Origin of the sequence: Planotetraspora phitsanulokensis (assembly GCF_016863295.1) — a bacterium.
Lineage (GTDB): Bacteria > Actinomycetota > Actinomycetes > Streptosporangiales > Streptosporangiaceae > Planotetraspora > Planotetraspora phitsanulokensis.
In genome coordinates, this window is the sequence record NZ_BOOP01000022.1 from 56,639 (window position 1) to 75,420 (window position 18,782).

An 18,782-nucleotide genomic window follows, 5' to 3' on the forward strand; every position below is an offset into this window, starting at 1 on the left:
CTTGACCGTCTTGAAGGAGCCCGAATAACGCCGTTGATTTGCAGGAGGCCATAGTCGCTGGGCGCCTGCCAGAGCCCCAGGACGATCCCGCGATGGCAACCTCAAGCCGCTCCTCCTCCCACAGAAACCACCTCCGTGCTACGTCGTAGCACTTGATAGCACTCGGTTGTACTTTTGAGGAGTGAGTGCTCCCGAACCCGACCCCTCGCACCAGATCTCACAGCGTGATCTACGCAACCGGTCAGCCGAGATCATGGACGGTTTAGAGCGGGGAGAGCGATATGCCGTAACGCGCAACGGCCACCACATCGGCGACCTGGTCCCCCTCCGTCGTCGGCGCCGTGCCGTCTCTCGGGCAGAGTTCGCCGCTGTTTCCCGAGGGATGCCTCTGCTGGACGACCGGAAGTACCGCGAAGACATGGATCATCACGTCAACGACGATCTCTACGACCCCTACGACCGCGCCTACGGCAGAGGCGCGTTCGCGCAGGACGAGGAATGACCTACCCTCAAGGACTGCTCGACACCAACATCCTCATCCTGCGGGCGGGAATCGACCCGACGAGCTGCCCGGCGAGATGATGATCAGCGCCATCACCACCGCCGAACTGTCTGGCGGCGTGTTGGTAGCGTCCGGCCCACAGGAGCTAGCCCAGCGAATGAAGATCCTTCAGACCGTTGAGGCCGAGTTCGATCCCCTGCCCATTGACGACACCGCCGCACGCGAGTATGGCCAGCTCTGGACCGCTGTCATCGCCTTGGGTCGCAAACCTCGTCCCCGAACAGCAGACTTGATGATCGCTTGCGTGGCCATCGCCAACCGGCTGCCTCTTTATACCTGCAACCCCAAGGACTTCAAGGGTCTCGACCACCTGCTCGCAGTGGTCCCCGTCACCCGCCCACGATGAGGCATCACGCACCAGACTCTGCCCCTGACCGACGACGGCGACTCGACATGCTGATCAAGCACGCACGGCGACAGGGCCGAAAAAAGATCAAAGCCCAGGTCGGTGGACACAATCCTGACCTGGGCTTTCGTACGGGTGGAGCCTAGGAGATTCGAACTCCTGACATCCTGCGTGCAAATCGGTCTGCTCTTCGGGGGAAACGGCCGCGACCTGGGCGACAACCAGTCCACGAGTGACCGTGAGTGCCCCCTGTCGACCGCCCTTAATGGCACGCTAATGGCACGGCGATCACGCTCACGACCTGCGGCGAGATGTCTCGAGCGGTCCGTCCCCTGGCCTGCCCCCGCCTCCTCGTAGCTGTTGCCACCCGGCTTGGAGCTCCCCGCGAAAGCCTGCGCGAACACCTCGCGGCGACGAATTCACCGTCACTGCGCTACAAAACCGACGATTGGTCGTAACTCGCCTACACGTCATGTAAACCGCATATCGGTCCTAGGCGTGATAGATCATGGGTGGACGGCCGGTCCAGTGACGACGAGGACGAACCGCAGCGAACACCCATGGCTGCGTCGATCATGAGGGGCATATCGCATGGCTGATCTAATGGCCGGAGCTTCGCCCGGCTCTGTTCCCGCGGAGATGGTGGGCGGGCGATGGAGAAGGCACAGGGCCCGTGGTCGAGGGCGTGCCTTAGCGGCAGGTCTTGTGCTGGCCGTGAGCGCTCCCGCAGTGTCGGTCCTCGGGCCGGTAGGCCCGGCGGCGGCCTCCAGCGGCACCTCGACCGCGTACGGGTGGGGTTATAACTTCTGGGGGCAGGTGGGCGCAGGGTCTTCGGAGGAGGACACGTCCTCCCCGGTGGCTGTGTCCGGGCTGAGCCAGGTGGCGCAGGTCAGCGCCGGTGACTACCACAGCCTCGCGGTGCGCACGGATGGCACCGTGTGGGCCTGGGGCGACAACACCAACGGGCAGTTGGGCAACGGAACGACGTCGTATAGTTCGGTGCCCGTGCCTGCGCAGGTGCCTGGATTGACCGGCGTCGTGCAGGTCGCTGCGGGCAACCAGCACAGCCTTGCGTTGCGCTCGGATGGCACCGTGTGGGCCTGGGGATCCAACGGCTTCGGGCAGCTCGGTGACGGCAGCAAAACCTGGAGTCGTAGTACCCCGGTGAAGGTGGCCGGGTTGACCGGCGTGACCCAGATCTCCGCCGGTTACTACCACAGTCTCGCGGTGCGCTCAGATGGCACGGTGTGGGCCTGGGGCGATAACCATTCGGGGCAGCTCGGTGACGGCACCGAAACCGAGCGCGCCACCCCGGTGAAGGTGGCCGGGTTGACCGGGGTGACCCAGGTTGCCGGCGGCGTCGGCCACAGCCTTGCGGTGCGCACGAACGGCACTGTGGTTGCGTGGGGCTCCGACAGCGTCGGGCAACTCGGCGATGGCAGCGCCGGCGTCAACCTGGAGCGGCACACCCCGGTGGCGGTCAAGGGCCTGACCAAGGTGATCAAGGTCGACGCCGGCGATGCCCACAGTCTCGCGGTGCGCTCGGACGGCACGGTGGCGGCCTGGGGCTATAACTACTACAGGCAGCTCGGTGACGGCACCACCACGAATCGCGCCACCCCGGTCACTGTGCCAGGGCTGACCAACGTCGCCCAGGTCAGTGCGGGCAGTTACGACAGTGCCGCGCTCCGCTCGAACGGCACCGTGGCGGCATGGGGATTCAACTACCTCGGCCACGCGCAGCTCGCAGACGGCACCCCCGTCACCCAGCCGGATGACAGGCAGTGGAGATCCCCGGTCTACGTGCCCGGGCTGAGCTCGGTCACCCAGATCTCGACCGGGAGCTCCCACACACTGGTGAAGGTCGGGCCGCCGGTGGTGACCGCCAAGGCGTCGATCAGCGGCACCGGCGCCGTCGGTGCCAAGCTGACCTGCAAGGCGTCCTTCCTCGCCGCCACCTCGGTCAAATACAGCTGGATGCGGGACACGACCACGATTTCTGGCGCGACCACCGCCACCTACACACCGGTGACTGGCGACGCCGCCCACAAGGTGACTTGCAAGGCCACCGGCACAAACAGCCGGGGCAGCACCGACACCTCGGCGAGCATCAACGGCTACGTCCCGGCGAAGTTCAGCACAGGGACTCCGCCGGTCGCGCAGACCGGGAAGTACTTCATCTACAAGTTCGCGGCCACCGGGACCCCCACCCCCAAGGTCACCCGCGCCTCCGGCACACTCCCGCCCGGCCTGAAACTCGCCACCGGCGGCACCCTGTCCGGAACCCCCACCAAGGGCGGCACCTACACCTTCACCCTCCAGGCGACCGGCGGCATCGGCACCCCCACCAAGGCCACCAAGACCGTCATCGTCAAAGCCCCGGCGAAATTCACCACCGCCACCACACCGGCCGCGCGTGTCGGGAGGTACTACATCTACAAATTCCCGACCACCGGATACCCCGCACCGAAGGTCACCCGCGCCTCCGGCACACTCCCGCCCGGTCTGAAGCTGGCCCCCGGCGGCACCCTGTCCGGAAAACCCACCCGCAAGGGCACCTACAAGATCACCCTCAAGGCCACCAACGGCGTCGGCACCCCAGCCACAGCCACCAAGACCGTCGTCGTTCGCTGATCACATGATCCCGGGGAATCGGCACACCACCGACTCCCCGGGACCCCGAACAGAAGAGCACAACGGACAGGCGCGCAGCGGGCACAAAAGCACGGCAAGAACGAATAACGATCAAAGCCCAGGTCAGTGGATGCGTCCCTGACCTGGGCTTTCGTATGGGTGGAGCCTAGGAGATTCGAACTCCTGACATCCTGCTTGCCAATCGGTCCGCTCTTCAGGCAAAACGGCCTCACCTAGGCGAGGAGCCGTGCGCGAGTGACCGTGACCGCCCCCTGTTGACCGCCCTTAATGGCACGCTAATGGCACGGCGATCACGCTCACGACCTGCGGCGGCCGGCCATGCGCGGCCCGTCCCCTGGTTCGCCCGCGTCCTCCTCGTAGCTGCCGATCCCCAGGGACACTCGACAGCGAGGAGGACGAAGATGTCCCGCGCCCGTCTCCATACAGCACCCAAGGAGCCGGCTCTCAGAGACGAAGCACCGAATCAGCGATCGCCCCTGACCCGTACAGCGATCAGCACACACGTGACCAGTCCTCACTACATGCCCTAGCCTCCCTCGCGGCCTCCTTCGCAGCCTCGCTGGAGAGCTGATCCAGCTCAGCACGCGCTGTTGCGACCATTGAGGCGTCAAAGCAGGCAGGGTTGTCGGCGATTACATGCAACACCACGCGAGTCTGAAACTGCTTCTCCGGCCCCGGATCCATTTGGTCGGACTCCTTAATGCTGTCGAGCGCCCCTTGGCGGAGGCTCCCGCAGTCGGATGTTGGCGATGACTTCCTGCCAACAGCAAGGCCTCCGAGAAACGCAAGCAGCACGACCGCAACGATGGAGGCATAGGCGACAACCTTGATGCCGGACACCGGGCGGGCTTGAGGGGCCAGAACCTCTTGGGGAACTTGGGGCTCTTTCGGCGGCATTGACACGTGAGTTTGACGCGCATCTCGTCTGGTGGGTGCACAACTCGTTTGCGCGCGGCCCGAGCTGCCGGCGGCCGGGACCCTCCCCCAAGCCGTATGCCCGGCCGGCGAGCGGGCGTAGGGCCGCGAGGGGGCGCGAAGCGCCGCCCTTGACAGCCTCGCCCGTGAACAGCTCAAGAACGGATCGGGCACGGAAGCCGAAGAAGGCCGAATAAAGATCAAAGCCCAGGTCGGGAAACAACCCTGACCTGGGCTTTCGTATGGGTGGAGCCTAGGAGATTCGAACTCCTGACATCCTGCTTGCAAAGCAGGCGCTCTGCCAGCTGAGCTAAGGCCCCGAAACAGTGCACTGACCTGGAACAACGCCGACCGTGGCACGACTTGTTCCGGATGCACACCGTAGCAACAGCCCGGCCCTCGCGCCACTCGACCACGTCGGCCGCCGCGGAAGGCGATCCCCCGCGCCTGTCAGGCGTCAGGCGGAGGTGACGATCTCGTTCGCACCGACCTCGCTGGCGAGGACCAGCGAGGGGAAATCGGCGATCGAGTCGATGATGTGGGTCGCGCCGGCCTCGACCAGGCGGGCCCGGCTGTGGCCGCCGGTCATCACTCCGGCGACGATCGAGGCGCCCGCCCGGCGCCCGCAGAGCATGTCGCTCTCGGAGTCTCCGGCCACGGCCACCTCCCTGACGTCCTCGATCCCGGCTCGCAGGCCCGCCGTCAGCACCAGGTCGGGATAGGGCCGCCCTCTCCCGGCGTCCTGCGGGCACAGCGCCAGATCGAGCTTGTCCGCCCACACGAGCGCGCTCAGCACCCGGCTGAGCGTGGACCGGCTGAAGCCGGTGATGAGGGCGATCTTCACGCCCGCGTCGCGCAGTTTCTCCAGGGCCTCGACGGTTCCGGGCAGGGGAACGAGCCCGCTCCGGTCGATGGCCCCTTCATACGCGCGCTCGAACGTCAGGTTCGCGGCCCGGGCCTGGGCCTCGTTGTCCGGGAAGATCCCGTGGAAGACATCGATCTTCGGGCAGCCCCGGGACCGGTGCACATGCACCATGGCACGCGCATATGCGCTGGTCCCGGGAACGATGCCCTGTGTGGCGATCGCCTCGGCGAACGTACGCTCCACCATGGCGATGTCACCGATCGTGGTCCCCGCAAGATCAAGGCAGGCCAGTTTCACGGGTGCCATTCCCGGACCCTTCCCACGATCAAGACCCATCTCGGGTGATCAGTTCTCGCTACCTGTCGCCTCGGTCCACAGGTCAAGCTCGGCGCGGTTAGTCTGCACCTTGCGCCAGACCAGCAGCCCCCCGAGAGCGACCAGCGCGAGAACGAGCAGCTTCTTCACGGTGTGACCCCACTTCTCAACGGTCTCACCTGCCGGGTGAGACAACGCCCGGTTCTACGGTTCTCTGCAGCCTAGCAAGGGTTCGGCGCGTGACCCTGATTGCTTGAGAATCGGTTGCACCAGATCAATAATTAACGACCCACCTGCCGGGCATGCCGTACGGCATGCGCGACCGGTAGGTGAATCATGACTGCCCAGGTCACGCCTTCGTTAACCCTCGTGGCACCCTACCGCGGAGCGGTCGTGAGGGCCCTGTTTCGGACAACGCACCACCGCTCCGCCGTGAGCATAAGGCCGTCCGGGTCGGCGGAAAAGGCTCCGGCGTCTTCAGGGAAGCTTCGTGCAAAGCCGCAGGATCGTGCCGCCGGGCCCCGTCCTGACGTCCCTTTTGGCCAGGCGGTTCATCAGCCACAGTCCACGCCCGCCGAAGTCGAACCGGGTCGACGGATAGTCGAGATCAAGAGCCTTGGCGGGGATGCCCGGCCCCGCGTCGGACACCTCGCAGATCAGCAGACCCGACTCCGTCCACAGGGCGATCCCTCGCGGCGGCAGGCCGTGCCGCACCGCGTTGGTCAGGGCCTCGTGGACGGCGAGCACGAAGTCCTCCAGCGCGGCACCCCTCAGCCCGGCGTCGCGCGCCGACTCCGTGACGAGATGCCGCACCCTGGTGATCGAACCCAGTTCGAAGTCCAAGGTAAGCAGGCTGCTCACCAACGTCATCATCGCCTTCCGCTTTCACACAGTGGCAACCACTCCCCTTACCACCGATGCACACCTGACACATCTCACCTGCCGATCAGGCGCTTCCCCGGGCGTGACAGAGCCGTGGCCGAAGAGGCCACGGGGAACGGCGGGACGACAACGGGCTCAGAGGTCCACTGAGATCTCGTGCAGGACGCGACGGGAGTCCGTCGCCGGCTTGGCCGTGATGCACAGGCGTTCCATGACCGCGAGATAGTGGTCGACGTCATCGCGTTTGTCCAGGTAGACCGCACTGGTGAGCTGTTCGAGATAGACGACGTCGGGGATGTCCGGCTCGGCGAAGCGCAGGATGCTGAAGGGTCCCCCCGCGGCCGCGTGACCGCCGGCGCTGAACGGCACCACCTGCAGGGTGACGTCGGGCCTCGCCACCAGTTCCAGGAGACGGTCGATCTGCCCTCGCATGACGGCCGGGCTGCCGGGAGAGCGCCGCAGCACCGACTCGTCGACGACCGCCCAGACATGCGGCGGGTTCGGGTCGTCGAGCACCCGTTGGCGAGCCATCCGGAACTCGACGCGGCGCTCGATCTCCTCTGGACGGGCGTCGGGATGTCCGAGCCGGATCACCGATCGCGCGTAGTCCGCGGTCTGGAACAGGCCGGGAACGAACTGGACCTCGTAGTTCCGGATGCCGGTGGCCGCCTGCTCGAGGCCGACGTACGCCTCGAACCATGAGGGGACGATGTCGCCGTAGTTGTGCCACCAGCCGGGAACACTGGCCTCCGACACCAGGGCCAGCATGGCGGCGCGCTCGCCCTCGTCGGCCACGCCGTACAGGGTGAGCAGATCCGCGACGTCCCGCCCTCGGACGCTCACCCGGCCGAGCTCCATCCTGCTGATCTTGGAATGCGAGGCGCGGATGGCATGCCCGGCTTCTTCGAGCGTGATGTGCCTGCTCTCACGCAGGCGGCGCAACTGGGTGCCCAGGAGGATCCGCAGGACCGTGGACGTTCGAGGTGGTGCAGTGGGGGTGCGCGGGTGTGGCTGTGCGCCCTCCGTCGGGGCCGTAGTCATTCCAGGTCCTTTTGGGCCGTTCCAATGATTTACGCCTCGTTAACGATACCGGCGCGACCCTTTTTGGCAAGCCGTAATGCTAGGCCTCGATGAAATCGTCGAAATCGCCATTTTCAACGGCGCGCGCGAAGGCAACAAAGTCGTCGCGCGTGTAAACGAGGACGGGTCCTGCCGCGTCTCGCGAATTCCTGACGGCCAGCCGTCCGTCGGGGAGTTCGGCGATCTCCACGCAGTTGCCGTCGGGGTTGCTGTGAGTGCTCTTGCGCCAGACGAGGCCGGGCAGGCTCGACGCGTCCATTCCGTTGCGGATCTCCGTCATCGGGACCTCACCTCCGGTTCACCGGTCAGCATGCGGCCCGACGCCCCCACGACGGGCTGCACGTGCATCCGCACTTGCATAAGGACATCAAAAGGGAGCATTATGACTAACCGCTTCATCTCATCACATACCTGACAGGGACCGCACGGGCTCTTGATGACTGGCTTTCTGACGTACGGCGCTTCCCGGGCGGAAGCCGATGGCGATGGCTGGGAACAGTGGCCCGACACCGCCGCCGACCAGGCGTTCCCGATCAGACGGGCATGGCCGTGGGAAGCCGTGGAGCGGAACGGCGGGCAGCGTGCGCTCGAGGTCGCTGCGCACGAATGCCAACGCGACATCACCGCGGCCCGTGCGGCGCGACGCTTCACGACGGGCATGCTGCGGACCTGGGCCATGCCGGACATCGTCGACGACGCCTCACTGGCGGTCAGCGAACTCGTGGCGAACGCCGTCGGCCACGGTCTGCGCCGGCCGACCTCCGAGCCCCATCCCGTCCGGCTGTACCTCTTCCGGTCGCGTCATTCGGTGGTGTGCATGGTCACCGATCCGAGCAACGACCCTCCGATCCTGCGCGCCCCCGACTACGTCGCGGAGAGCGGCCGGGGCCTCCAGCTCATCGCCTCCGTGAGCCACCGGTGGGGGTGGACGCCCCTGCGCCCTCTGGGCAAGGCGGTCTGGGCCCGTTTCACCGACAAGGCGATTCGCCGGTCGTCCTGCCGCTGACCAAAAAGGGCGGGGGAAACATTTCCACGGCCCCCCGAAAACAGAATTCGAATTCCCGCCCCGAAGTACGTCTCCCCATTCGGCGTGAATCTCTTCCGCGCGCGAAGCTCCCGCTGGAAAGCCGTTGACGCGACGGCTCGACCGCCGCGGGTGAATGCCACAGAGACGCGAAGCCGCTCCCCGGCGAGGTTCGTCGCCACGCCGGCTGAACCCTCTTCGACTCGACCGCGTACCTGCCTGTGAATCCCGTTTATCAGGCGAACCACGGCGCAGGGACGAGGACATGCCATGAAGAGGTCGCTCAAGGTCTGGGCCGCGGCAGCCGGAATCGCCGCGGTGTCGTTGACCGGGTGCTCCGGCTCCTCCGGATCCGCCGCCTCGGGATCCGCCGCCTACGGGCAGAACGCCGCCGCCGTGCCCGCCGCGGACAAGGCAGGTCACAACGACGCCGACGTCCGCTTCTCCCAGCAGATGATCCCGCACCACTGGCAGGCCATCCAGATCGCCGCGCTCGCGTCCGAACGCGGGTCCGATGCCTATGTGAAGAGCCTCGCCAAGGAGATCACCGAGCATGAGGCCGCCGACATCCGGGTGATGTCCGGGTGGTTGCGATCCTGGCAGGTCGAGGTGCCGACCGGAGACATCGACATGGGGCACGACATGCCGGGGATGATCTCCAAGACGCAGATCCTGGCGCTGGAGGGCCGGTCCGGCGCCGACTTCGACCGCTTGTGGCTCTCGGTCCTGGCCAAACATCTCGACGCCGGCGTCGCCATGGCCGAGGAGGTCGCCGGCTCGGGTGAGCACCAGGGGACCAAGGACCTCGCCGAAAAGACCGTCAAGACGCAGCGCGCCCAGATCGAGCAGATCGTCGACCACCTTCCCTAGGCAGTGGTCAGCCGAGGGTGCGATCGAGGTTGAAGGCCGCGCTGATCAGCGCGAGATGCGTGAAGGCCTGGGGGAAGTTGCCGAGTTGCTCCCCCGTGTGCCCGATCTGCTCCGCGTACAGCCCCAGGTGGTTGGCGTAGGTCAGCATCTTCTCGAAGGCCAGCCTGGCCTCGTCGAGTTGCCCCGCTCGGGTCAGAGCCTCGACGTACCAGAACGAGCAGATGGAGAAGGTCCCCTCGTCGCCCCGCAGGCCGTCCGGGCTGGCCAGGGGGTCATAGCGGTAGACCAGCGAGTCCGAGACGAGTTGCCTGCCCAGCGCGTCCAGTGTGGACAACCACTTGGGGTCGGTCGGGGAGACGAACATGGTCAGCGGCATCATGAGGACGGCCGCGTCGAGCACGTCCTCGTCGTAGTGCTGGACGAACGCCCGCATGGTGGGACACCAGCCGCGTCGCATGATCTGCCGGTAGACGGCGTCGCGGGCCTCGCGCCAGCGCTCGAGCTCGGCGGGCAACCCCCGCCGCAGGGCCATCCGGATGGCGCGCTCGATCGCGACCCAGCACATCAGCCGGGAGTAGACGAAGTTCTTTCGGCCGCCGCGGGTCTCCCAGATGCCCTCGTCCGGCTGGTCCCAGTTCTCGCAGACCCAGTCGACGATCAGGCACACCTGGTCCCACCGGTCGCTGGAGATGGGACGGCCCCACTTGTCGTAGAGATAGATGGAGTCGATGAGGGCTCCGTAAATGTCGAGTTGGAGCTGGTCGACGGCTCCGTTCCCGGTTCTGACCGGCCCCGAGCCTTCGTATCCCTCAAGGTGCCCCAGCTCGCGTTCCGGCAGGTCACGACGTCCGTCGATGCCGTACATGATCTGCAGGGGTCCCACAGTGCCCGCGTCGCACAACGTGACGTTGGTGGCGAGGAAGTCGATGAAGGCCTCCGCCTCGCTGACGAAGCCCAGCCTGAGCAGCGAGTACACGCAGAACGCGGCATCGCGGATCCACACGTAGCGGTAGTCCCAGTTGCGCTCGCCGCCGATCCGCTCCGGCAGGCTGGTGGTGGGGGCGGCGACGATCCCTCCGGTCGGGGCGTAGGTGAGCAGCTTCAGCGTGAGCGCGGAACGGTGGACCATCTCCCGCCACCGTCCGCGATAGCGGGACGAGGACAACCAGTTCCGCCAGAACTGCACGGTCGCCGCGAACTGGTGCTCGGCCTCGGCGAGCGGGCAGCCTTTTATCTCGACGTCTTCGCAGACGCGGTCGAGCGCGAAGACGGCGGACTCGCCCTCGAGAAGCTTGAACTCCGACCACACGTCCGTCCCGTCGATCTCGATGGGGACGCTGGTGGTCAGGGCGAGGCTGAGCGAGGGCGCCTCGAAGACCGCCCGATGGCCCTCGACGGACAACGTGTGCGACTCGGTGCCGTAGGCGAACCGGGGGGCCACCCGCGCCCGGAAGGGCAGCGAGCCCCGCACGCACAGGACGCGCCGGATCAGGCGGTGCCGGTCGACCTCACGCGACGCGTCCTCGACGGGCATGAAGTCCTGGATCTCTCCCACCCCGTCGGGGGCGTAGAAGCGGGTGATCAGGACGTTCGTGTCGGGGAAGTAGAACTGCTTCGTACGCGACGGCACACAGGCGGCCAGTTCGAACGAGCCTCCGCGGTCGGCGTCGAGGATCGATCCGAACACGCTCGGAGCGTCGAAGCGCGGGCAGCAGTACCAGTCGATCGTGCCGTTGGTGCCGACCAGCGCCACGGTGCGGAGATCGCCGATCAGCCCGTGATCGGCGATGGGCAGGTAGCGGGAGCCCGCAGGTGATCCGGATTGCGTCATTTAGGCCACCTTGTCCACCGAATTCCTTTCACGCTATTCCGCGTGCACGCTCCGTCAGGTCTGCCCCGGCCCAAGGGGAGACCAGCATTCCGCCAACCCGGCGCTCAGGCCCCGTCCGGCAGCACGGCGAGTGCGCGCCCGGCGGCCTCACGGAGGGCGGCGACACTGCGGTGGAGGCCGGCTCGCTCGTCCGGTGACATGGCGGGCTCGTACATCTGCTGGACTCCGCCCGCCCCGAGCACGCTGACCAGCGAGAGCGTGGTCTCGTACGGCGGGTAGTAGGCCGCCACCGGCAACACGGCCCGCTCGTCGCGCAACACGGCCTCGACCAGGAGCGCGGACACGACGCCGATGCCGTACTGGCTGGCCCCGGTCCCCTCGATGATCCTGATGTTGGCGTAGCGGATGTCGTCCTCGATCTCCTGCCGCACCCGGTCGACGGGCTCCCCGCATCGGGTCAGCAGGTCGAGGACGGGGATGCCGCCCACCGACGCGGACGACCACAACAGCACCTCGGACGTCCCGTGCTCGCCCACGACCATGGCCTGCACGTCCCTCGGCCTGACCCGCAGCCGTTCCGCGAGGTGGACCCGGAAGCGGAGGCTGTCGATCAGTGTCCCGGTGGAGAACACCCGGTCGTGCCCGGCCAGCCGCCGGGTCAGGACGGCCAGCGGATCGGGCGGGTCGGTGACCACCATCAGCACCGCCTCGGGCGCTACGGCCACGACCCGGGGCACGATGTCCGCGTAGACCTTCGCGTTGGCGCCGATGAGCCGCAACCGGCCCTCGGGGTCTGAGCGGTCGGTGGCGCCGCCTGCCCTCTCGTTGAGGCCGGCGGTGATGATCACTATCGCCGCCCCGGTCAGGTCGTCGTAGCCGCCCGCCCGGACGGCCACGGTGGGGGCCAAGGGAGTGGCGTACCGCATGTCGGCGGCGACACCTGCGGCCCGCCGGGCGTCGAGATCCACCAGGACGATCTCACAGCACATCCCGTCCCGCTCGATCAGGGACAACACGGTGGCCGCCCCCACCGCACCGACTCCCACGACGCCGACCTTGCTCACCATCCACCCCCTCATGTCTCGATCGGAACATCCCCGTCCAGGGGACGATCGGGCCATGCCCGCGGCAGATTTTGGCCGCCTCTGACGTGCGGAAACCAGAAAATGGCACACTCGGATGAGAAAGGCGACAATACGGGAGGCAGGGGGCGCTGCCATGGCCAGACGCACGGTCGCCGACCAGTTCGTGGAGATCCTGCTCGCCGCCGGCGTCCGGCGCATGTACGGGGTCGTGGGGGACAGCCTCAACCCCGTCGTGGACGCGGTCCGCCGCCACGAGGACATCCAGTGGGTCCACGTCCGTCACGAGGAGGCCGGCGCGTTCGCCGCGGGCGCGGAGGCCCAGCTCACCGGCCGGCCCACGGCGTGCGCGGGAAGCTGCGGTCCCGGCAACGTCCACCTGATCAACGGGCTCTACGACGCCCACCGCAGCATGGCCCCGGTGATCGCGCTGGCCGCCCAGGTGCCGAGCACGGAGATCGGCACCTCCTACTTCCAGGAGACCGATCCCGGCCTCTACTTCCGTGAGTGCAGCTACTACTGCGAGACGGTCTCACGCCCCGAGCAGCTGCCGCGGGTGGCCCAGATCGCGATCCAGGAGGCGATCGGCCGGGACGGCGTCGCTGTCGTCGTCCTGCCCGGCGACGTGGCCGACCAGCAGGCGACCGCCACCTATCTGGAGCATTCGTACCGTCTCGAGCAGCAGCCGACCGCGCGGCCGTCGGACACCGTGCTGGAGGAGATGGCCGAGATGGTCGACCGGGCCAAGCGGATCACCCTGTTCTGCGGCCGCGGCGTCGCCGGCGCGCACGACGACGTGGTGGCCCTGGCCGCGCGGCTCAAGGCCCCCATCGGATTCGCGCTCCGGGGAAAGGACTGGATCGCGTACGACAATCCGTACGAGGTGGGCATGTCGGGGCTGCTGGGCTACGGCGCCTGCTACGACGCGATGCACGAGTGCGACCTGCTGATCCTGCTGGGCACCGACTTCCCCTACGTGCAGTTCATGCCGTCGGAGCCGAAGGTCGTGCAGGTCGACGTGCGCCGCGAGCGTCTCGGCCGCCGGTCCAAGCTGGATCTCGGCGTGTGGGGGGACGCGGGGGAGACGGTCCGGGCGCTGCTTCCGCGGGTCGCGGAGAAGTCCGACTCCTCCTTCCTCGACCGGATGCTTCGCCGGCACGGGGAACTCGTCGGGCGGCTGCGGACGTACGCCGACGAGGTGAGCGACCACCGTCCGATCCATCCGGAGCACGTGGCGTCGACGCTCGACCGGTTCGCCACCGACGACGCCGTCTTCACCGTCGACACCGGAATGTCCACCGTCTGGGCGGCCCGCCTGATCAACGCCACCGGACGGCGGCGCCTGCTCGGCTCCTTCGTCCACGGCTCGATGGCCAACGCGCTGCCCCAGGCGATCGGCGCGCAGGTCGCGTATCCGGATCGGCAGGTCGTCGCCCTGTGCGGAGACGGCGGCTTCGCCATGCTCATGGGCGACTTCCTCACCCTGCTGCAGTACGACCTGCCGGTGAAGGTGGTCATCTTCAACAACGGCTCACTCGGCATGGTCGCCCTGGAGATGCTCGTCGCCGGCTATCCGCCGTACCAGACGGGTCTCAAGAACCCGGACTTCGCGGCCATGGCCCGCGCGGCGGGGATGAAGGGCATCCGCATCGAGGACCCCGCCGACGTACGGCCCGGCCTGCGCGAGGCCCTGGAGACGGACGGGCCGGTCCTCGTCGACGTGCTCACCGACCCCAACGCCCTGTCGATGCCGCCCAGGATCAAGGGGGAGCAGGTCAGAGGGTTCGCGCTCGCGATGACGAGGCTGGTGCTGGCCGGGGAGGCCGACGAGGTCGTGAACATGGCGCGCAGCAACCTGCGCAACCTTCCCCGGCCCTGACCACGAGTCCGTCTCAGCCGAGCCGCCTCAGGTGAGCCTGTGGCTTCAGCTGAGGCGGGGGGCGATCTCGTCCAGCTCGGCGAGCGCCTGCTCGTCCGGGACCCACGAGCCGGCGGCGGCGTTCGCCTTGATCTGCTCGGGCTTGGTCGCGCCCGCGATCACCGAGGCCACCGCGGGCTGGGCGAGCAGGCCGCCGATCGCGACGTCGAGCAGGCTGACGCCCTGCCGCTCGGCGAACGCCTCCAGCGCCTCGACCACGTCGAACCTGGCCTCGGTGAGGTACTCGGGGCGGTTGGCCAGCCGGGCGCCCTCGGGCCTGTCCTGGTCGCGGCGGTACTTGCCGGTGAGCATGCCGTTGGCCAGGGGGAAGTACGGGAGCAGGCCGATGCCGTGGTGGACCAGCGCGGGACTGAGCTCCCGCTCCACCTCGCGGTTCAGGAGGCTGTACTCGTTCTGCGCGCTGATGAAGCGCTCATGCCCTTCGGTCCGGGCGATCCACTCGGCCTCGGTGACCTGCCAGCCGGCCAGGTTCGAGGAGCCCACGTACCGCACCTTGCCCTCGCGGACCAGGTCGGACAACGCCGAGAGCGTCTCCTCAAGCGGGGTCGACGGGTCCGGCTTGTGGAACTGGTAGAGGTCGATCCAGTCGGTCTGCAAACGGCGGAGCGACCGCTCGACGGCCTTCCTGATGTACCGCCGCGAGCCCCTGGCCCCCCAGTCGGGACCGTTGGCGCCGCCGGTGTCCCAGCCGAACTTCGTGGCCAGCACCACCTCGTCACGACGCCCCTTCAGCACCTCGCCGAGGAACGTCTCCGACTCGCCGTAGCTGTCGGCAGTGTCGATGAGGGTGACTCCGACCTCGAAGGCGGCGTCGACGACCGCCCTCGTCGCGTCGAGGTCGATCCTGCGGCCGAAATTGTTGGCGCCGAGCCCCACGGCCGAGACGACGAGCCCCGAGTCCCCGAGCCGCCGGTAGGTCATGTCCGCCATGTCACTCTCTTTTCTTAGGTACCGCAGACCACATTAGTCAGCGTCGTTCACGCCGGACCAATTCCACTACAGCGGCGATGTCGGCCTCGGCCCACCCCAGCTCCGCGGCCTCCTCGTAGAGCCGCTCGACGAGATGGGCGAGCGGCAGCATGACCCCGTGCTGTTCCGAGACCTCCCGGGCGAGTCGTACGTCCTTGGCTCCGAGCCGCGTGGTGAACCATCCCTCATGGGCGCCGCCGACGATGTCGTCGAGCCGGTTGCGCAGGATGGGCGGGACGGTCGCCCAGGTGAAGAGCTGGTCACGCACCGCCGCCATGTCGAAGCCCGCGGCCTCCGCCGTGGTGACGACCTCGGACACCAGGACGACGTTCGCCATGAGCAGGTAGTTGTTGAGCAGCTTCAAGGTCACCGCACATCCGGGATCCTCACCGCAGTAGGCCGAGGAGGCGAAGACGTCCCGCCAGATCGGCTCCAGCCGATCGGCGGTGGCACGGTCGCCGCCGAGCAGGACCCGCGCGTTTCCCAGCACGAGGTCAAGCGGCCCGCCGAGAATGGGGGCGGCCACGAACCGGCGCAGCGGCACGAGCTCACGCAGCGCCCGGGAGGTGCCGGGGGAGACCGTGCTCGTGTCGGCCACGAACATCTCGTCCCCGTCCGGCATGGTGTCGACGAGCCGGGCCGTGACGTCGCGGACTGCCGTGTCGTCGGAGAGGGACAACAGGACCGCGTCCGCCCCGTGCGCGGCCTCAGCCGGGGAGAACGCCTCAGTGGCCCCGTCCTGCACCACCTGCCCGGCCTGGCCCGGCGTCCGGTTCCACACGGTGACGCGGAAGTGCTGGGAGAGCAGGCGCTGTGCGAGCGCCCGGCCCATCCGGCCCATGCCCAGCACTGCTATCCGCATATGTGACCCCCTTTCCCAATTGTCGCTTTCCCTGTATCCAGGCGGACAGAGGGGTTGGACGTGCAGGAGGATGAGGCCCATGCGACCTCTGCGGCACAGCGTTAGAGCGATCCTCTTCGACGGCGACGAGATCGTCCTCTTCAAGCGCATCCGCCCGGGGCGAGAGCCGTACTGGATCACTCCCGGCGGCGGAGTCGAGCCGTCGGACGCCACCTTGGAGGCGACCCTCCGCCGCGAGCTCGACGAGGAGCTCGGTGCGACGGCCGGGCCGGCGCTGCGCGTGTTCACGATCGTCGAGCAGGACAGGCTGACGACGGCGTACGCCTGCCGGCTGGTGCACATGGACCTGAGCCGGCGCAGCGGACCCGAGTTCCTCGATCCCGAGAAGGGCCTCCACGAGATCGTCCGGGTCAGGCCGGAGAAGCTGCGGGAGCTGAACCTGATTCCGACGGAGCTGGCGGACTTCGTCGCCGACGGCGCCGCCACGCTGCCTGCGCTCCTGGCCGCCGCCGAGGCTCCGGGCCGATACCGGCCGGTCGTGGACGTCCACCTCCTGCTCTTCGACGAGCGGGAACGGGTACTGCTCGGCCGCCGGCAGGGCACGGGATACGCCGACGGCGAGTGGCAGGTGATGCCGTCGGGACACCTCGAGGAGGGCGAGTCGATCATCGACGCGACCGCGAGGGAGGCGGCGGAGGAGCTCGGGATCGAGGTGTCCGGCCTGACCGTCGCCCATGTGGCGCATCACCGCAATCCCGGCGGGACCGCCCGGGTGGGGATGTTCCTGGTGGCCCGCACGGTCAACGGCACCCCCACGAACGCCGAGCCGCACAAGTGCGCGGAGCTCGCGTGGTTCCCGGTCGACGACCTTCCGGAACGGACGGTCCCCTACGCGCGGGCGGGGATCGAGGCCGTCCGCGACACGATCGGCTTCGCCCTGCACGGCTGGGAGCCCGCGACCATCCCTCTGCTCGAGGCCGAGGCCGTACGAGCCGGATTCGAAGAGCTGACCGTTTCGCTCATCGTGCACCACGACGGGAACGTGGTCGTGGTGTCCGACGAGGAGACCGACCGGCTTCCCACCGTGGTCGCGCGGCAGGGACTCCAGGCGGCCGTTCACAGGCTGACGGGTTCCGATCAGCCGCGGTTCGTCGGCGCGGACGACTACGTCTCGGTCGACGGCAGACCGGGACGGCGGTTCGTCTTCGCCGCTCCGCTCCCCGCCGGCTCATCCGCGCTCGACTTCGCCACGGTTTCACGTGAATCCACAGCATCTCCAGTCACAGAGCCACCATCCACAGGGGCGGGTGCGGCACGTCCGGCGCGGCCACGCTGGCTGCCCGCGCGGGCCGTCGGCGCGAGCCGCCTGCCGCATGCCGAGCGCGTGCTGGTCGCACGATGGCTCCGCGAGGAGTGACGAGGGGAGTGACGCGGTGGAACTGATCGCCGGGTTCTCCATCTGGACCTCCATCCCGGCTCCGCCCGGCGTCCCTCCGGTCGCCGCCTGACCGGATCAGGGCGCGAGGACGCCCACGACCGCTTCCCTCAAAGACGTCGCGGGACGGCCGAGCACCCGAGAGAGGTCCTCCGTCTGGGTCTCCAGAGCACCGGCACGGACCTGCCCGTGGAGCCAGGCGAGCGGACCCGCGACGCCGTCCGCGTCCTCCCGGTAGGCGACGGCGGTGCCGGACACCTCGGTCAGGGTCTCGGCGAGTTGGGGATAGGTCCACAACGGTCCGGTGAGGTCGTAGGCGCGACCGAGATGACCGTCCTGCGTGAGCACGTTCGCGGCGGCCTCCGCCAGGTCGGCGCGGAACGCGGTGTTGAGCCCGCGGCCCCCGGTGCCACTCGTCAGCTCACCCGCCGCCACAGCGGCCCGCAGCCCTTGGTTGACGAACGCCTCCCCGTAGAACGGGTTCCGCAGGAGCGTGTACGGCAGGCCGCTGTCCACGATCGCCCTCTCGGTGGCGTGGTGCGCCTCGGCGACACCCGAATCGCTCGTGTCCGCGCCGAGGACGCTGGTGTAGGCGATCGCGCCGACGCCGACGTCCCCGGCCGCCTTGACGGCGGCGAGGTGCTGGGGGACGCGGCGAGCCGGGTCCAGTTCCGGTGAGGAGATCAGCAACAGCCGGTCGGCTCCCTCGAAGGCGGCCCGCAGGCTCGCCAGGTCGTCGTAGTCGCCTCGTCGTACCTGGATGCCGCGGTCTGCCAGGTCCGAGGCGCGGCCGGGATCACGGACGGCAGCGACGATCCGGCCGGGGGAGACGCGAGCGAGCAGGTGGCCGGCGACCAGTCGGCCGAGCGCGCCCGACGCAGCGGAAACAACGATCAAGGAGTCATTCACGCGGCTCACCGTCGTCCCGACGGCGGGCCGGCGTCAACCGGATTTACACCGCGGGCCGCACCCGGGCATTCTCGTGCACGGATCCCGGCGCTCCCGCCAGAGGCATCCGAATATTTCCTCCGAACGGTTGGTCCGCACGCGGGCGACGTGGACAAAGAACAGGTAATCATCTGCGCCGCAGATCATTCGGCGGGGGACCGGCACCCGGTCGCAGGGTATGCAGGGTCACGTTACCCATCTC

18 protein-coding genes and 1 tRNA gene are annotated in these 18,782 nt (G+C 68.0%); 7 read left to right on the top strand and 12 right to left on the bottom strand.

The annotated features are described in order from the left end of the window. Positions 1-181 precede the first annotated feature (181 nt). The 3 genes from Pph01_RS24030 to Pph01_RS24040 all read left to right on the top strand — a co-directional run bounded on the left by Pph01_RS24030 (position 182) and on the right by Pph01_RS24040 (position 3,542). A complete protein-coding gene (locus Pph01_RS24030) occupies positions 182-502 on the top strand; it encodes a type II toxin-antitoxin system Phd/YefM family antitoxin (RefSeq protein WP_204075420.1) in 321 nt (106 codons plus the stop codon). Between the two features lie 76 nt (positions 503-578). Next, the gene (locus Pph01_RS24035) at positions 579-908 is read left to right on the top strand and encodes a type II toxin-antitoxin system VapC family toxin (protein WP_239116964.1); all 330 of its coding nucleotides are present in this window, start codon (positions 579-581) and stop codon (positions 906-908) included. Between the two features lie 639 nt (positions 909-1,547). Further along, positions 1,548-3,542, top strand: a complete 1,995-nt coding sequence (locus Pph01_RS24040) for an RCC1 domain-containing protein (RefSeq protein WP_275412864.1) — start codon at positions 1,548-1,550, stop codon at positions 3,540-3,542. Positions 3,543-4,055: 513 nt separating this feature from the next. Here Pph01_RS24040 and Pph01_RS24045 read toward each other — a convergent pair. The 7 genes from Pph01_RS24045 to Pph01_RS24070 form a co-directional block, all read right to left on the bottom strand. Further along, positions 4,056-4,403: a hypothetical protein gene (locus Pph01_RS24045; RefSeq protein ID WP_204075422.1), complete on the bottom strand. Its 348-nt coding sequence runs from the start codon at positions 4,401-4,403 to the stop codon at positions 4,056-4,058. Between the two features lie 322 nt (positions 4,404-4,725). Beyond that, positions 4,726-4,798, bottom strand: a tRNA-Ala gene (locus Pph01_RS24050). A 137-nt stretch (positions 4,799-4,935) separates the two neighbouring features. Next, positions 4,936-5,649: an HAD family hydrolase gene (locus tag Pph01_RS24055; protein ID WP_239116965.1), complete on the bottom strand. Its 714-nt coding sequence runs from the start codon at positions 5,647-5,649 to the stop codon at positions 4,936-4,938. Positions 5,650-5,688: 39 nt separating this feature from the next. Continuing rightward, a complete protein-coding gene (locus Pph01_RS42905) occupies positions 5,689-5,808 on the bottom strand; it encodes a DLW-39 family protein (RefSeq protein ID WP_239094587.1) in 120 nt (39 codons plus the stop codon). Positions 5,809-6,135: 327 nt separating this feature from the next. After that, positions 6,136-6,519 (bottom strand): ATP-binding protein, encoded by a 384-nt coding sequence (locus Pph01_RS24060; RefSeq protein ID WP_204075424.1) that lies wholly within the window; start codon positions 6,517-6,519, stop codon positions 6,136-6,138. 156 nt (positions 6,520-6,675) lie between these two features. After that, on the bottom strand, positions 6,676-7,581 hold the full coding sequence (locus Pph01_RS24065; protein WP_204075425.1) for a Sco1979 family transcriptional regulator: 906 nt from the start codon (positions 7,579-7,581) through the stop codon (positions 6,676-6,678). Positions 7,582-7,660: 79 nt separating this feature from the next. Continuing rightward, positions 7,661-7,900, bottom strand: a complete 240-nt coding sequence (locus Pph01_RS24070) for a DUF397 domain-containing protein (protein WP_204075426.1) — start codon at positions 7,898-7,900, stop codon at positions 7,661-7,663. Positions 7,901-8,056: 156 nt separating this feature from the next. Between Pph01_RS24070 and Pph01_RS24075 the strand changes: the two genes are divergently transcribed. Then, on the top strand, positions 8,057-8,626 hold the full coding sequence (locus Pph01_RS24075; protein WP_204075427.1) for an ATP-binding protein: 570 nt from the start codon (positions 8,057-8,059) through the stop codon (positions 8,624-8,626). 288 nt (positions 8,627-8,914) lie between these two features. Continuing rightward, positions 8,915-9,514: a DUF305 domain-containing protein gene (locus Pph01_RS24080; protein WP_204075428.1), complete on the top strand. Its 600-nt coding sequence runs from the start codon at positions 8,915-8,917 to the stop codon at positions 9,512-9,514. Between the two features lie 7 nt (positions 9,515-9,521). On the opposite strand, the gene Pph01_RS24085 is transcribed toward Pph01_RS24080, so the two are convergent. Continuing rightward, a complete protein-coding gene (locus Pph01_RS24085) occupies positions 9,522-11,345 on the bottom strand; it encodes a glycoside hydrolase family 15 protein (RefSeq protein ID WP_204075429.1) in 1,824 nt (607 codons plus the stop codon). 104 nt (positions 11,346-11,449) lie between these two features. After that, complete coding sequence (locus Pph01_RS24090) at positions 11,450-12,424, bottom strand: lactate/malate family dehydrogenase (protein ID WP_204075430.1); 975 nt, start codon at positions 12,422-12,424, stop codon at positions 11,450-11,452. A 139-nt stretch (positions 12,425-12,563) separates the two neighbouring features. Here Pph01_RS24090 and Pph01_RS24095 point away from each other — a divergent pair, with 139 nt between their 5' ends. Further along, positions 12,564-14,306 (top strand): pyruvate dehydrogenase, encoded by a 1,743-nt coding sequence (locus tag Pph01_RS24095; RefSeq protein ID WP_204075431.1) that lies wholly within the window; start codon positions 12,564-12,566, stop codon positions 14,304-14,306. 45 nt (positions 14,307-14,351) lie between these two features. Here Pph01_RS24095 and Pph01_RS24100 read toward each other — a convergent pair whose 3' ends face one another. Together Pph01_RS24100 and Pph01_RS24105 are read right to left on the bottom strand one after the other, a co-directional pair. Next, complete coding sequence (locus Pph01_RS24100) at positions 14,352-15,296, bottom strand: aldo/keto reductase (RefSeq protein ID WP_204075432.1); 945 nt, start codon at positions 15,294-15,296, stop codon at positions 14,352-14,354. Between the two features lie 37 nt (positions 15,297-15,333). Then, the gene (locus Pph01_RS24105) at positions 15,334-16,197 is read right to left on the bottom strand and encodes an NAD(P)-dependent oxidoreductase (protein WP_204075433.1); all 864 of its coding nucleotides are present in this window, start codon (positions 16,195-16,197) and stop codon (positions 15,334-15,336) included. Between the two features lie 79 nt (positions 16,198-16,276). On the opposite strand from Pph01_RS24105, the gene Pph01_RS24110 reads away from it, so the two are divergent. Then, on the top strand, positions 16,277-17,614 hold the full coding sequence (locus tag Pph01_RS24110) for an NUDIX domain-containing protein (RefSeq protein WP_204075434.1): 1,338 nt from the start codon (positions 16,277-16,279) through the stop codon (positions 17,612-17,614). A gap of 96 nt (positions 17,615-17,710) precedes the next feature. On the opposite strand, the gene Pph01_RS24115 is transcribed toward Pph01_RS24110, so the two are convergent. Then, the gene (locus Pph01_RS24115; protein WP_239116966.1) at positions 17,711-18,541 is read right to left on the bottom strand and encodes an NAD(P)H-binding protein; all 831 of its coding nucleotides are present in this window, start codon (positions 18,539-18,541) and stop codon (positions 17,711-17,713) included. Positions 18,542-18,782: the final 241 nt, after the last annotated feature.

What these genes read in the sequence shown, in the direction of transcription:
- Pph01_RS24070 (WP_204075426.1), bottom strand. Translation starts at nt 7,900, where the DNA reads ATGACGGAGATCCGCAACGGAATGGACGCGTCGAGCCTGCCCGGCCTC.
- Pph01_RS24095 (WP_204075431.1), top strand. Translation starts at nt 12,564, where the DNA reads ATGGCCAGACGCACGGTCGCCGACCAGTTCGTGGAGATCCTGCTCGCC.
- Pph01_RS24090 (WP_204075430.1), bottom strand. Translation starts at nt 12,424, where the DNA reads ATGAGGGGGTGGATGGTGAGCAAGGTCGGCGTCGTGGGAGTCGGTGCG.
- Pph01_RS24085 (WP_204075429.1), bottom strand. Translation starts at nt 11,345, where the DNA reads ATGACGCAATCCGGATCACCTGCGGGCTCCCGCTACCTGCCCATCGCC.
- Pph01_RS24080 (WP_204075428.1), top strand. Translation starts at nt 8,915, where the DNA reads ATGAAGAGGTCGCTCAAGGTCTGGGCCGCGGCAGCCGGAATCGCCGCG.
- Pph01_RS24105 (WP_204075433.1), bottom strand. Translation starts at nt 16,197, where the DNA reads ATGCGGATAGCAGTGCTGGGCATGGGCCGGATGGGCCGGGCGCTCGCA.
- Pph01_RS24110 (WP_204075434.1), top strand. Translation starts at nt 16,277, where the DNA reads ATGCGACCTCTGCGGCACAGCGTTAGAGCGATCCTCTTCGACGGCGAC.
- Pph01_RS24100 (WP_204075432.1), bottom strand. Translation starts at nt 15,296, where the DNA reads ATGGCGGACATGACCTACCGGCGGCTCGGGGACTCGGGGCTCGTCGTC.
- Pph01_RS24035 (WP_239116964.1), top strand. Translation starts at nt 579, where the DNA reads ATGATGATCAGCGCCATCACCACCGCCGAACTGTCTGGCGGCGTGTTG.
- Pph01_RS24075 (WP_204075427.1), top strand. Translation starts at nt 8,057, where the DNA reads ATGACTGGCTTTCTGACGTACGGCGCTTCCCGGGCGGAAGCCGATGGC.
- Pph01_RS24065 (WP_204075425.1), bottom strand. Translation starts at nt 7,581, where the DNA reads ATGACTACGGCCCCGACGGAGGGCGCACAGCCACACCCGCGCACCCCC.
- Pph01_RS24040 (WP_275412864.1), top strand. Translation starts at nt 1,548, where the DNA reads ATGGTGGGCGGGCGATGGAGAAGGCACAGGGCCCGTGGTCGAGGGCGT.
- Pph01_RS24055 (WP_239116965.1), bottom strand. Translation starts at nt 5,649, where the DNA reads ATGGCACCCGTGAAACTGGCCTGCCTTGATCTTGCGGGGACCACGATC.